The following is a 12,751-nucleotide window of genomic DNA, read 5'->3' on the forward strand; positions in this document are numbered from 1 at the left end:
AATCTGCAGGTCAGGACCGGTCCTGACCTGCAGATTTCATGCCCACAGCCGAGGGCGGGGATCAGCGGAAGCGCCGGCCCTCGTCGCGGCGGTACGCCACGACGGCCAGCGTCGCGAACAGCACGGTCCAGCCGATCAGCACCGGCCACGCGCCGGCGTAGGCGTCCGCGCCGGTCAGCGCCTGCACGAGCAGGTCGCGGCCGGCGCGGGTCGGGGTCCCCTGGGACAGCGTGTTCAGCCAGTCGGGGAACGCGACCGGCGGCAGGAACAGCCCGCCGGCGAAGGCCAGCGGGAACAGGACGACCTGCACGACCGGCAGCGCGGCCTTGGCCGTCAGCGAGTACCCCACGGCCATCCCCAGCAGCACGAACGGGACCGCCGTCGCCAGGATCGTCGCGACCCCGGCGAGCAGCTCGAGGAGCGTCACCGAGGCGGCGGTGAAGAACGCGCCGATGAGGATCAGCGGCACGAGACCGAACAGCGCGAAGATGGCCCCGTTGAGGATCCGCGCGACCATGCGCGGTCCCGGCCCCGCCGGCAGGGAGCGCACGAACGGGTCGAACGGGAGCTGACGGTCCTCGGCCACGCCGAGGCCGTAGGTGAACAGGCTCGCCGAGCAGACGGCGAAGAGGGCCAGCCCCGCGACCGCCATCGTGGCGAACACCGGGTTCTGCGCGACGTCGCTCTGCGGTACGACGAAGAAGAACATCGCCAGTGCCGGGAAGAACATGTTCCCCAGCACGGCGATGGGGATGCGCACCGTCTCCAGGAACTGGAACTTCAGGTGCAGCCAGGTCATCCGCACCGGGCTGACAGTGCCCGACGGCGCGACGACGGCGGGTGCGGGTGTCACGCGGGTCATCGGTCCGCTCCTTCCAGGGAACCGGAGGCGACCATCTCGGCGAACGCCTCCTCGAGGCTGGCGCCCCGGATCTGCAGGTCCGAGAACTCCACGCCCGAGGTGACGAGGTCACGGACCAGCGCGTCCGCGTCGGGCGTGTAGAGCTCCTGGGTGCCGTCGCCGCGGTGCTCGCCGCGGGACACCCCCGGCCGGTCGACCAGGTCGACCGGCGCGCGCAGCACCACGCGGCGCAGTCCCACCCGGCGCAGGATCCCGTCCAGGGAGTCGTCCGCGCGCACCACGCCGTGGTCGATCACCACCACCCGCTCGGCCAGCGCCTGGACCTCCTCGAGGTAGTGGCTGGTCAGCAGCACGGTCCCGCCGCCGGCGTGGTACCGCCGGATCGCCTCCCACAGCACCTGCCGGGCGGTGACGTCCAGGCCAGTGGTGGGTTCGTCCAGCAGGATCACCCGGGGACGGCCGACCAGGGCCAGGGCCACGGCGAGACGCCGCTTCTGGCCGCCGGACAACGACCCGGTCTGCTTGCGTGCCTTGTCCGTGAGACCGAACTGCTCGAGCAGCTCGGCGGTCGGCATCGGGTCCGGGAAGTGCCCGCCGACGAAGTCGACCACCTCGCCGACGCGCAGGGTCGGCGGGAGGCCGGTCTCCTGCGGGGTGATGCCGAGCCCGATCCGCGACGCCGCGTCCCGCGGGTCGCCGTCGAGCAGCCGGACGCGGCCGGTGTCGGGTCGCCGCTGGCCGCTCACGAGGGACAGCAGGGTCGACTTGCCGGCCCCGTTCGGACCGAGCAGCCCGACGAGCTCGCCGGGGCCCACCTCCAGGGAGACGTCGTCCAGGGCCACGACCTCCCCGAACCGGCGGGTGACGCCGTCGACGTCGATGACGGTCATGATCCGGCCCCTCTCAAGAGGTCCTGCAGGGTGGTGGTGTAGTCCTCGAAGGCCCGGCGACCGTCCGTCGTCAGGGCGAGGTAGGTGACGGGCCGACGCCCGGCGAACTCCTTGGTCTGGCGCACGTAACCCGCGTCCTCGAGCTTGCGCAGGTGCGTCGAGAGGTTACCCGCGGTCATGTCCAGCAGCTTCTGGAGCTTGGCGAAGGTGATCTCCTCGCCGGCCCGCAGCGCGGCCAGCGTGGACACGACCCGCAGCCGCGCCGGGGCGTGGATGACGGTGTCGAGCTCGGTCATCGCCGCGCCCCTGCCCGGCGCCGCAGGTGCAGCACCTGCCAGACCACGGTGATCGCGAGGAACCCGCCGCCGCCGACCGTCGCCATGACGAGGTAGGTGGCGGGCATCCCCGCCATCGTCGCGACGCCCCCGGTGAGCAGGATCCAGGCCCCGAGGACGAACAGCCCGCGGTCGCCGAAGGACGCGCCCCCGGTCAGGTACATGACGCCGATGATGACGCAGGCCAACGCGTTGGACGCCAGGCCCGTGACGTCGTCGGATGCCCCGGCACGGCCGAGTCCGGCGATGACGAAGGGGTACACGCCGAACGCCAGGAACCACGTCGCCCCCCACAGGACCGTGGCCCGGTGCCCGGGGCCGCGGGTCCCGGCGGCGCGGCGCGCGCTGTGCACGATCGTGACGACGACGGCCACGGCGAGCAGGGTCCCGAAGACGACGTAGGCCACCACGCCGGGCACTCCGAGCGCGCGGGCGCTCGTCCACAGCACGAGGTAGCCGACCGCCCAGGCGATCCCCCACACGAGACAGATCAGGCGGCAGTCCGGTTCGGTGCCGCGGCGGACCCGACGCTGGGACTCCGCGATGAGATCCAGGCTCGCGGCGGGGTCGAGGGGGTGGTCGGACCGGCTGTCGGGTGCGGTGCTCACGGTGGCTCCGGTGCTCTCGATGAGGTTTGCAGTACAAACTACTTTGCAGTGTGCCACCGGTTCCAGGAACGCACAAGACCCCACCGACCGCTGTGGGCATGAAATCTGCACCTCCGACCCGCGGTGGGGCCGCAGATCTCATGCCCACAGCGAAGGGTGGGCGCGCTTAGGCTGGGCCGGTGAGCGCACCACGACCCGCCGTGAAGGACCGTTGGACGCCGCCGGCGCCCGCCGCGCCGGCCCGCACACCGAGGGACCGCCGCCGGACCGGCGCCGAGATCTGGCTCGTCCTGGGCCTCAGCCTCGGCCAGAGCGCGATCTACGCGCTGGTCAACATCGTCGCCCGGCTGACCTCCGGCACGGCGCTGGCCGAGCAGTCGGCGACGCTCAACGCCTCGCGGTCGGCGCGCCCGTACCTCGACCTGACGTACCAGCTGCTCGGCATCGCGTTCGCGGTGCTGCCCGTCGCCCTGGCCCTGTACCTGCTGAGCGCCCGCGGCCCGGGGACCCTGCGCCGGATCGGCCTCGACGCGGCCCGCCCCGGCCGGGACACCGCATGGGGGTTCGCCCTCGCGGCGGCCATCGGCATCCCCGGGCTGGCGTTCTACACCCTCGGGCGGTTCCTGGGGATCACCGTCGAGATCCAGGCCAGCGCGCTCGAGGACTACTGGTGGACCGTCCCGGTCCTCATGCTGGCCGCGCTGCAGAACGGGCTGCTGGAGGAGGTGATCGCCGTGGCCTACCTGCACGAACGCACGAGCGACCTCGGCTGGCACCGCGTGACGTTCGTCGTGGCCAGCGCACTGCTGCGCGGTTCCTACCACCTGTACCAGGGCATCGGCCCGTTCTTCGGCAACATGGTCATGGGCGTCGTCTTCGCCTGGTTCTACACCTCACGCTGGGGACGGCAGCGCGTGCTGCCCCTGGTGATCGCGCACACCCTGCTCGACGTCGTCGCCTTCGTCGGGTACGCGTTCCTGCCGGCCGACTGGCTCGCCGCGCTCGGCGTCGGCTGACGGCGGACCGCCGGGCGGGAGCGGCACGGGGCCGCGCCCACCCGACGGGTCACCGGGTCAGGCCGTCGCCAGCGAGACCCGGCGTCGCGCCTGCTCGGCCGGGTCCGGCACCGGCAACGAGGCCAGCAGCCGGCGGGTGTAGTCCTCCGACGGCGACCCCAGCACCTCCGCGCCGGTCCCGGACTCGACGAGCCGGCCGCGGTAGAGCACCGCGATCCGGTCGGCGAGCAGGTCCACGACCGCGAGGTCGTGCGAGACGAAGAGGCAGGCGAAACCGAGCTCGGCCTGCAGGTCGGCGAACAGCTCCAGGACCCGGGCCTGCACCGAGACGTCGAGGGCCGAGGTGGGCTCGTCCGCCACCAGCAGCTCCGGGTCCAGCGCCAGGCCGCGCGCCAGGGACGCCCGCTGACGCTGCCCGCCGGACAGCTCGTGCGGGTAGCGGTCGCCGTAGGAGCGCGGGAGCTGGACGGCCTCCAGCAGCTCGTCCACCCGGCCACGTGCCGCCGCGGGCGACGCGGCCCGGCCGTGCACGACCAGCGGCTCGGCCACGCACTCGGCGATCGTCAGCAGCGGGTTGAACGACGTCGCCGGGTCCTGGAAGACGAACCCGAGCCGCGGCCGCATGCCGGCGAGGGCACGGCCCCTGGCACCGCGCATCTCCGTGCCCAGCACCCGCAGCGACCCGCTGGTGACGGGCTGCAGCCCGGCCACGGCCCGGGCGATGGTCGTCTTGCCCGAACCGGACTCCCCCACCAGCCCCAGGACCTCACCGGGCCGGATCGTCAGGGACACGTCGTCGACCGCGGTGAAGCCCGGACGCCGGAACCTGCCCGGGTAGGTGATGGTCAGGTGCTCGGCCCGCACGACCGGCTCGCCGTCGGCCCATCCCTCGGGCCGGGACGCCGCCCGGGCCTCGGCGCGCGCGGTGCCCTCGCCGACCCGTGGCACCGCCCCGAGCAGCGTCCGGGTGTACTCGGCCTGCGGGTCGGCGAAGAGCTCCTGCACGGGAGCCTCCTCGACCACATGGCCCTGGTACATCACGGCGACCCGGTCGGCCAGGTCCGCCACCACGCCCATGTTGTGGGTGATGAGCACGATCGCCGTCCCGGTCTCGTCCCGCAGCCGCCGCAGCAGGTCCAGGATCTCCGCCTGGACGGTGACGTCGAGCGCCGTCGTCGGCTCGTCGGCCACGATCAGCCCGGGGTCGAGGACCAGCGCCATGGCGATGACGACACGCTGCTTCTGACCGCCGGAGAACTGGTGCGGGTAGTGGTCGACGCGCTGCTCGGGATCCGGGATCCCGACGGTCCGCAGCACCTCGACCGCCCGCCGCCGCGCCTCCTTCGCCGAGACCTTGCCGTGGGCACGCAACCCCTCGGCGATCTGCCAGCCGACCGTGTAGACCGGGTTCAGCGCCGTGGAGGGCTCCTGGAACACCATGGCGACGTCGCGGCCGCGCACCCGGCGCAGCTCCGCGCCGGACACGTGCACGACGTCGGTCTGCGCGCCGTCGTGCCCGCTGAGCACGACCGCTCCGCTCGCCGTGGCCGTCTCCGGCAGCAGGCCGAGGATGGTCTTCGCCGTCACGGTCTTGCCCGACCCGGACTCGCCGACGATCGCGAGCACCTCGCCCGGGGCGACGTCGAGGCTGACGCCGTCGACGGCCCGCACCGGGCCGGCGTCGGTGGCGAACGAGACCGCGAGGTCCTCGATGTGCGCGACGCGCGACGTGCTCATGACTCCTCCTTCGACGGGCCGGTGGTCCCGGCGTCGGCGTCCGACCCGGCGTCCACCGACGTGGCGGCCACCGCGCCGGCGACCTTGCGCGACCGGGACCGCACCCGCAGCCGCGGGTCGGCCAGGTCGTTGAGGGACTCGCCCACGAGCGTCATCCCCATGGCGGCCAGCACGATCGCCAGACCGGGGAACAGCGCCGTCCACCAGATGCCCGAGGTGACGTCCGCGACCGCCCGCTGCAGGTCGTAGCCCCACTCGGCGGCGGCCGTCGGTTCGATGCCGAACCCGAGGAAGCCCAGCCCCGCCAGGGTCAGGATGCCCTCGGAGGCGTTCAACGTGACGATGAGCGGCAGGGTGCGCACCGAGTTGCGCAGCACGTGGCGGGTCATGATCCGCCGGTGCGGCGTGCCCAGGACACGAGCGGCGTCGACGAACGCCTCCCCCTTGATGCGGACCACCTCGGCCCGCACCACGCGGAAGTACTGCGGCACGAACACCACCGTGATCGACAGCGCGGCCGCGAGGACGCCGCCCCACATGCTCGACTGGCCGCCCGAGATGACGATGGCGAGCAGGATCGCCAGCAGCAGGGACGGGAAGGCGTACACGGCGTCGGCGACGAGCACGAGCACCCGGTCCGCCCAGCCGCCGAAGTAGCCCGAGACCAGACCGAGCAGCACGCCGACGACGATGGACGCCGTCACCGCGACGATGACGACGAGCAGCGCCGTCTGCGCGCCCCACACCACCCGGGAGAGCACGTCGTACCCGCCGACGGTGGTGCCGAACCAGTGCTCGGCGCTCGGGGGCTGCTGGGCGCCGAAGGCGCCCTCCGGGGTGCGCAGCTGGGACCAGCCGTACGGCGCGATCCAGCGGGCACCGACGGCGGTGACCACGAACACGGCGCACAGCACCAGCCCCGTGACGAGCATGCCGCGCTGGAGGCCGACGCTCTGGCGCACCTGGTGCACGACGGGCAGTCGCTTGAACCACGCGCCGCGCCCCTGCAGGTGCTCGGGCGCGGCCGGTACCGGGGGCGGGGCCCCCTGGGTCTCCGGGGCGGTCATCAGTACCTCACTCTCGGGTCGACGAGGGCGGCGATCACGTCCACCAGGAAGTTCGTCACCGCGACGATGACGGCCATGACCACGACGATCCCCTGGACGGCCACGAAGTCGCGGGCCTGCAGGTACTCGGAGAGCTGGAAGCCGAGGCCGCGCCACTCGAAGGTGGTCTCGGTGAGCACCGCGCCCACCAGGAGCATGGCGATCTGCATGCCCGCGACGGTGATGATCGGGATGAGCGCGGGACGCCACGCGTGCGCGGTGACCAGGCGCCGCTCCTTCACGCCGCGGGACCGGGCGGAGACGACGAACTCGGTGCCCAGCGTGCTGATCATGTTGGTGCGCACCAGCCGCAGGAACACCCCGGCCGTGAGCAGGCCGAGCGCCAGCGACGGCAGGACGGCGTGCGAGAGCACGTCGAGCAGGACGGCGGGGTCCCCGGTGGCGAGGGCGTCGACGACCATGAAGCCCGAGTCGGCACCCGCCTTGCGCATCTCGATCTCCCCGGCGGTCGAGACCCGGCCCGCGACCGGGAACCAGCCGAGCCAGACGGAGAAGATCAGCTTCAGCAGCAGACCGGCGAAGAAGACCGGCGTCGCGTAGGCGAGGATCGCCAGGACGCGCAGCACGGCGTCGGGCAGCAGGTCGCGCCGGTAGGCGGCGATCATGCCGAACGGTACGCCGAGGACGAGCGCGACCAGCACGGCGTACGTGCTCAGCTCGAGCGTCGCCGCGCCGTAGGTGGTGAGCACCTCGGTGACGGGCCGGTTGTCGCTGATGGTGGTGCCGAAGTCGCCGGTGAGGATCCCCGAGAGGTACTCCCAGTACTGCACGAGGATCGGCCGGTCGTACCCGGCGGCCTGGATGCGTTCGGCGAGCTGGTCGGGGGTGAGACGACCGCCGAGGGCGGCCGTGATCGGGTCACCCGTGGCGCGCATGAGCACGAACACGGTGGTGACCAGGATGAAGACGGTCGGGATGATGAGCAGGAAGCGCACCAGGACGTACCGCCCCAGTGCGCTTCCTGCCGTCGGTGATGCAGCCACGGACAGGGTCCTCGATCAGCCCTTGCTCAGCGCCGCGTAGCGGAACTTGAACGAGGCGTCGAGGGTCTCCTCGGCGCCGGACACGTCCGAGCCCACCACGGCGACCTGCGCGCCCTGCAGGTAGGGCACGGTCGACAGGTCCTGCGCCACCGTGTCCTGGATCTCCTCGATGACGCCGGCACGCTCGTCCGGGTCCTCGGTGACCCCCTGCTCGACGATCAGCTCGTCGACCTCCGGGTTGGAGTAGTGGTTGCCGAGGAACCCGCCGTCGAGGAAGAACGGCGTGAGGTAGTTGTCCGCGTCGGAGTAGTCCGGGAACCAGCCGAGCTGGTAGGCCGGGTAGACGTCGGCGGTGCGGTCCTTGCTGTACTGCACCCACTCGGTGGTCTGCAGGTCGACGCTGAACAGCCCGGAGGACTCCAGCTGGTCCTTGATCAGGGCGTACTCGTCGCCCGAGGACGGGCCGTAGTGGTCGTTGGAGTACTGCAGGCTGAGCTCGACCGGCGTCTCGACGCCCGCGTCCTCGAGGACCTGCGTGGCGGCGTCGGCGTCGGGGCCGCCGTCACCGTCGCCGTACATCTCCTTGAGGGACTCGGTCGCACCGGTCAGGCCGGCCGGGACGTAGGAGTACAGCGGGGTGTAGGTGCCCTTGTAGACCTGCTCGGAGATCGCCTCGCGGTCGATGAGGTGGGCCACGGCCTGACGCACGGCCAGCGCCTTGTCCTCGTCGGCGTCGTCCTGCGCGGCGCCGTACGGCTGGGTGTCGAAGTTGAAGACGACGTAGCGGATCTCGCCGCCCGGGCCCTCGACGACCTTCACGCCGTCGTCGCCCTGCAGGTCCTCGATGTCGGTCGAGGACAGCGACCGGAAGGCCACGTCGACCGAGCCCTGCTGGACCTCGAGCTTGAGGTTGGAGGCGTCGGCGAAGTACGACACGTTGATCTCGGGGGTCTTCGCCTCGCCGAGCAGCCCCTGGTAGCCGTCGAAGGCCTCGTAGGTCACCAGCTCGTTGAGCGTGTAGCTGGTGATCACGTACTGGCCGGCGAAGGCCTGGCCGTCCACGATCTCCGCGTCCGGGGTCAGGGCGTCGGCCGAGAAGACGTCCTCGTCCACGATCGGCCCCGCCGGGGACGACAGGATCGACGGGAAGACCTGGTCGTTCGCCTCCTTGAGGTGGAAGACGACGGTGGTGTCGTCGACGACCTCGGTGCTGTCCAGGTTGTACAGCAGCGACGACGGGCCGCTCTCGTCGGCGATCGCCAGCTGACGGTCGAAGCTGAACTTCACGTCCGACGCGGTCAGGTCGTTGCCGTTGGCCCACTTCAGCCCGGACTTCAGGGTGACCGTGTACTCGGTCGGCGCCGTGAACTCGGCGGACTCGGCGATGTCCGGCTCGACGTCCGGGCTCCCGTACGGCGTGTTCATCAGGAACGGGTAGACCTGGTTCATCACCGCGAAGGACCCGTTGTCGTACGAGCCGGCCGGGTCGATGGTCGTGATCTTGTCCGTCGTGCCGATGGTGAGCGACGTACCAGCACCGCTGTCGCCCTCCGCCTCGGAGCCCTCGTCCGTGCCGCCACCGCCGCACGCGGTGAGCACCAGCGCGACAGCAGCCGCCCCGGCAGCGGTCGAGACGGCGCGTCGCGTCCCGCGAATCGTCCTCATGTGTGTTTCCCTCCTCGATGCGGCCTCCCGGCCGCATGCCGTCCACGTTGACGGCAGTTCTATCAGGCAATCATGTCGCCCAGATCACATCAGTGTGACATGTCCGGCAGATCAGTCCGGCCTTCACCCCCCTCCACCGGGCCTCGACCGCCCCGCCGACCTAGACTCCCCCCATGTCCCGAGGCAGCGGCGAGGGCCCCGCGGGCCCTGGAAACCCGCCGGGCACGGTGCACGACGTCGGGTTGTACGGCGCCGCGGACACGCAGCCGCCCACCGGCGCCTTCGACGCGCTCTTCCTCGCCGGCGGCGCCCCCGACGACGACGCCGGGCTGGTCCGGGTCGTCGACACCCCGGAGCAGCGCGTCCGCAACCCCTCGGACCTGCTCGGCCTCATCAGCAGCGCCGTCGGCGTCGCCGCGGTCCTCGTGCTGTCCGTCGTCGCCCACGGCACCACCGAGGGCGTGACCGCCGACGTGCGGGCGTTCAACACCCTGCTCGGCGAGCTGCTGTTCATCCCGGTCGCCGTGCTCGAAGGGCTCGTCACGCTGTTCGTGCCCGTCGCCGTGCTCGCCGAGCTCGGCGTGCGGCGGCTCGGCCGTCAGGTCGTGGAGTCGATCGTCGCCGCGACGCTGGGCATCGTGCTCGGCGTCCTCACCGTGCTGATGGTCGGCTGGTGGGGCGGCGACGACCTGCTGCGGTCGCTGTCGATCTTCCGCGACGGGGCCTGGCGGATCACGGTCCCCATCTACGTCGCCGGCATCGCGGCGCTGCTCACCACCGCCGGGCCCCGCACCCGTCGGCGCACCGTCCGCTGGTCGTGGAACGTCCTCTACCTGGCGCTGGTCATCGCGCTGATCACCGGGCAGGCCCCCCTGCCGAGCGTGCTCGTCGCCCTGCTGCTCGGCCGGCTCGCCGGCCAGACCGTGCAGTACGCCTCCGGGGTGCGGTCCGAACGCGCCTACGGCGGCGAGCTCGTCACGGCCGTCCGCCGTGCCGGCTTCCGCCCGACAACCCTCGTGCGGGTCCGGGACGTCACCGCCCCCGTGAACGCCGACACGCCCCCCGCCCCGATGCCCGACGAGACCGTCACGGACGTCGACGCCTCCGGCGCGGTGACCGGCCGCACCACCCTGCGCGCCCTGCTGCGCAACCGTCCCCGCTACGGCGGCCGCCGCGGCGCCGGCGCCGACGTCCGCACCGGGCTGCCGGCGTCGGACACCCTCGCCGACCCGGCGACCCGCGCCCTGACCCGCACCGGGGACGCCCGCGTCTACGCGATGTTCACGCCGGACGGCGACCGCCGCGACGTCGTCGTGCTCGACGGCGACCGGCACGTCGTGGGCGTCCTGACGCGGCTGTGGCGCGGCCTGCGCCTGCGCGGCCTGGAGGGCCGGGCCCAGGTGTCGCTCAAGGCCGTCGCCGAACGCACGGCGATGCTCACCTACGCCGCCGACGCCGCCCACGTGCGCACCCCGCGGCTGCTCGGCGTGGGCGAGGCCGCGGACTCGATCGTGCTGGTCACCGAGCACGCCGTCGGTGCCGTGCCGTGGCGCGACCTGCCCGACGAGGCGCTCGCCGGGGACCGTGGCCACGCCGTCCTGGCCGCCGTCTGGGAACAGCTGCGGCGCGCACACGAGGCCGGCCTGACCCACCACGCGCTCACCCCGGACGTGCTGCTCGTGGACTCCCACGGCACCCGCCCCCGGGTGTGGCTGACCGGGTGGGAGCAGGGCGAGATCGCCTCCACCATCCTGGGCCGACGCCTCGACCTGGTGCAGATGCTCGCCCTGCTCGCGCTGCGGGTCGGCCCCGGACCTGCCGTCGCGTCGGCCGTGCGCGCGCTGCCCGCCGACGACATCGCCGCCGTGGGCCCGCTGCTGCAGTCCATCGCCCTGCCCGCCGCGACCCGCGTGGCCGTGCGCCAGCGCCGCGGACTGCTCGACGACCTGCGCGACGCCCTCGTGGAACGGCTGCCGCAGGTGGACGTCCAGCCCGAGAACATCACGCGGTTCGGTGCCCGGACCGTCATCACGCTCGCCTTGTCGATCGGTGTGGTCACCGCGCTGGTGACCACCATGAACCTCGACGAGATCACCGACGCCGTGAGCCGGGCCAACCCCTGGTGGGTGGTCGCCGCGTTCGTGCTGGGCGCGGTCACGTGGTTCGGCGCCGCGCTGACGTTCGTCGCGTTCTCCCCGAAGCGGCTGCCGCTGTGGCGGGCGACGCTGACCCAGATGGCGGGGTCGTTCGTCGCGCTCGCGGCCCCGGCGGGCATCGGTCCCGCCGCCCTCAACCTGCGGATGCTCACCCGCCGCGGCGTCGAGCTGCCGATGGCCGTGGCCACCGTCGCCCTGGTGCAGGTCTCCCAGTTCGTGGTCACCGTGGTCCTGCTGGTGGTGCTCTCGATCTTCACCGGGTCCGGCGGACTCATCGAGCTGCCCTCGATCACGGTGCTGCTGGCGATCGCCGGGATCGCCGCGGTCATCGCGGCCGTCCTGCTGGTCCCCGCGATCCGCCGGTGGATCTGGGGGAAGATCAGGCCCACGCTGGAGCAGGTGTGGCCGCGGCTGTCGCAGATGCTCGGCCAGCCGACCCGGCTCGCCCTCGGGATCGGCGGCAACGTCGTCATGTCGCTGGGCTACGTGCTGGCCTTCGACGCCGCGCTGGCGGCGTTCGGCCAGTCCCTCAACCTCATCGACGTGGCCGTCATCTACCTCGTGGGCAACGCCCTCGGAGCACTGGTCCCGACGCCGGGTGGTCTCGGTGGTGTCGAGGCGGCGCTGACGGCCGGGCTCACCGCCGCGGGCATCCCGGCCTCGATCGCGCTGTCCACGACGATCCTGTTCCGGGTGGTCACCTACTGGGGCCGGGTGCCCTTCGGGTGGGCCGCGATGCGCTACCTGGAGCGCAAGGGCGACCTCTGACCCCGGGCGCTGGGCCGGGCGCGGGAGCGGGAGCGGGAGCGTCGAGCGTGCTCGTTCAGCACGCCCTCCCCGCGGATCGGGTACCGAGTGCGCACGCTCGTCGCGCCGGAGGGAGAGCGGACGCACGAGGGCCCGCCGTCCGCGACTCCGCGGACGACGGGCCCTCGGACGCTGACCGGGGTCAGCGCAGGATCACTTGGTGACGGCCTTCTTCAGCAGCGAGCCGGCGCTGATCTTAACGCCGTAACCGGCCGGGATCTGGATCTCCTCGCCGGTGCGCGGGTTGCGGCCGGTGCGGGCGGCACGCTCGACACGCTCGACCGACAGCAGACCGGTGACCTTGACGGCCTCACCCTTGCTGAGGGACTCGACGAGCACCTCCTGGAAAGCGTTGAGCGCAGCCTCGGCGTCCGACTTGGTCAGGTCGGCCTTGGAGGCGATGGCCGAGGCCAGCTCGGACTTGTTCAGCGACATGTGAATCCCTTCTCCGGATCACGACGTACGGAGCCGTACGTCGTCACGTTCACGGCCAGACCGGCAGAACCGGTGGACCGGGAACACACTATGGAACATCCGCGGGTTCCTGCGACTTTTCGCCGTCTCG

General features: G+C 72.3%; 11 protein-coding genes. 2 read left to right on the forward strand and 9 right to left on the reverse strand.

What is annotated here, in order from left to right; all coding sequences use genetic code 11:
• Window positions 1-61: 61 nt before the first annotated feature.
• From HLI28_RS03775 to HLI28_RS03790, 4 genes are read right to left on the reverse strand one after another with little or no spacing between them, the layout of a single operon-like run.
• A complete protein-coding gene (locus tag HLI28_RS03775) occupies window positions 62-862 on the reverse strand; it encodes an ABC transporter permease (protein ID WP_171246178.1) in 801 nt (266 codons plus the stop codon).
• Complete coding sequence (locus tag HLI28_RS03780) at window positions 859-1,752, reverse strand: ABC transporter ATP-binding protein (RefSeq protein ID WP_171246179.1); 894 nt, start codon at window positions 1,750-1,752, stop codon at window positions 859-861. Before HLI28_RS03780 ends, HLI28_RS03775 begins: the two co-directional genes overlap by 4 nt.
• Window positions 1,749-2,048 (reverse strand): transcriptional regulator, encoded by a 300-nt coding sequence (locus HLI28_RS03785; protein WP_171246180.1) that lies wholly within the window; start codon window positions 2,046-2,048, stop codon window positions 1,749-1,751. Before HLI28_RS03785 ends, HLI28_RS03780 begins: the two co-directional genes overlap by 4 nt.
• Window positions 2,045-2,695 (reverse strand): hypothetical protein, encoded by a 651-nt coding sequence (locus HLI28_RS03790; protein ID WP_171246181.1) that lies wholly within the window; start codon window positions 2,693-2,695, stop codon window positions 2,045-2,047. Before HLI28_RS03790 ends, HLI28_RS03785 begins: the two co-directional genes overlap by 4 nt.
• Before the next feature lie 200 nt (window positions 2,696-2,895).
• On the opposite strand from HLI28_RS03790, the gene HLI28_RS03795 reads away from it, so the two are divergent.
• Window positions 2,896-3,711 carry a CPBP family intramembrane glutamic endopeptidase gene (locus tag HLI28_RS03795; protein WP_171246259.1) on the forward strand — a complete coding sequence of 272 codons (816 nt, stop codon included), beginning with the start codon at window positions 2,896-2,898 and terminating at the stop codon, window positions 3,709-3,711.
• Window positions 3,712-3,768: 57 nt separating this feature from the next.
• Here the strand turns inward: HLI28_RS03795 and HLI28_RS03800 are convergent, their stop codons facing one another.
• The 4 genes from HLI28_RS03800 to HLI28_RS03815 are packed head-to-tail and all read right to left on the reverse strand — an operon-like array spanning window position 3,769 to window position 9,223.
• A complete protein-coding gene (locus tag HLI28_RS03800; protein ID WP_171246182.1) occupies window positions 3,769-5,448 on the reverse strand; it encodes an ABC transporter ATP-binding protein in 1,680 nt (559 codons plus the stop codon).
• Window positions 5,445-6,515 carry an ABC transporter permease gene (locus tag HLI28_RS03805; protein ID WP_171246183.1) on the reverse strand — a complete coding sequence of 357 codons (1,071 nt, stop codon included), beginning with the start codon at window positions 6,513-6,515 and terminating at the stop codon, window positions 5,445-5,447. Before HLI28_RS03805 ends, HLI28_RS03800 begins: the two co-directional genes overlap by 4 nt.
• The gene (locus HLI28_RS03810) at window positions 6,515-7,558 is read right to left on the reverse strand and encodes an ABC transporter permease (protein ID WP_304604681.1); all 1,044 of its coding nucleotides are present in this window, start codon (window positions 7,556-7,558) and stop codon (window positions 6,515-6,517) included. Before HLI28_RS03810 ends, HLI28_RS03805 begins: the two co-directional genes overlap by 1 nt.
• 15 nt (window positions 7,559-7,573) lie before the next feature.
• Window positions 7,574-9,223, reverse strand: a complete 1,650-nt coding sequence (locus HLI28_RS03815; RefSeq protein WP_171246184.1) for an ABC transporter substrate-binding protein — start codon at window positions 9,221-9,223, stop codon at window positions 7,574-7,576.
• 173 nt (window positions 9,224-9,396) lie between these two features.
• Between HLI28_RS03815 and HLI28_RS03820 the strand changes: the two genes are divergently transcribed.
• Complete coding sequence (locus HLI28_RS03820; protein WP_171246185.1) at window positions 9,397-12,147, forward strand: flippase-like domain-containing protein; 2,751 nt, start codon at window positions 9,397-9,399, stop codon at window positions 12,145-12,147.
• A gap of 192 nt (window positions 12,148-12,339) precedes the next feature.
• On the opposite strand, the gene HLI28_RS03825 is transcribed toward HLI28_RS03820, so the two are convergent.
• On the reverse strand, window positions 12,340-12,621 hold the full coding sequence (locus HLI28_RS03825; RefSeq protein WP_171246186.1) for an HU family DNA-binding protein: 282 nt from the start codon (window positions 12,619-12,621) through the stop codon (window positions 12,340-12,342).
• Window positions 12,622-12,751: the final 130 nt, after the last annotated feature.

It is taken from the genome of Isoptericola sediminis, from assembly GCF_013085345.1.
Lineage (GTDB): Bacteria > Actinomycetota > Actinomycetes > Actinomycetales > Cellulomonadaceae > Isoptericola > Isoptericola sediminis.

Bases quoted from the DNA above. Each gene is read 5' to 3' on its own strand.
- HLI28_RS03775 (WP_171246178.1), bottom strand. From the start codon at position 862: ATGACCCGCGTGACACCCGCACCCGCCGTCGTCGCGCCGTCGGGCACT.
- HLI28_RS03780 (WP_171246179.1), bottom strand. From the start codon at position 1,752: ATGACCGTCATCGACGTCGACGGCGTCACCCGCCGGTTCGGGGAGGTC.
- HLI28_RS03785 (WP_171246180.1), bottom strand. From the start codon at position 2,048: ATGACCGAGCTCGACACCGTCATCCACGCCCCGGCGCGGCTGCGGGTC.
- HLI28_RS03800 (WP_171246182.1), bottom strand. From the start codon at position 5,448: ATGAGCACGTCGCGCGTCGCGCACATCGAGGACCTCGCGGTCTCGTTC.
- HLI28_RS03805 (WP_171246183.1), bottom strand. From the start codon at position 6,515: ATGACCGCCCCGGAGACCCAGGGGGCCCCGCCCCCGGTACCGGCCGCG.
- HLI28_RS03815 (WP_171246184.1), bottom strand. From the start codon at position 9,223: ATGAGGACGATTCGCGGGACGCGACGCGCCGTCTCGACCGCTGCCGGG.
- HLI28_RS03820 (WP_171246185.1), top strand. From the start codon at position 9,397: ATGTCCCGAGGCAGCGGCGAGGGCCCCGCGGGCCCTGGAAACCCGCCG.
- HLI28_RS03825 (WP_171246186.1), bottom strand. From the start codon at position 12,621: ATGTCGCTGAACAAGTCCGAGCTGGCCTCGGCCATCGCCTCCAAGGCC.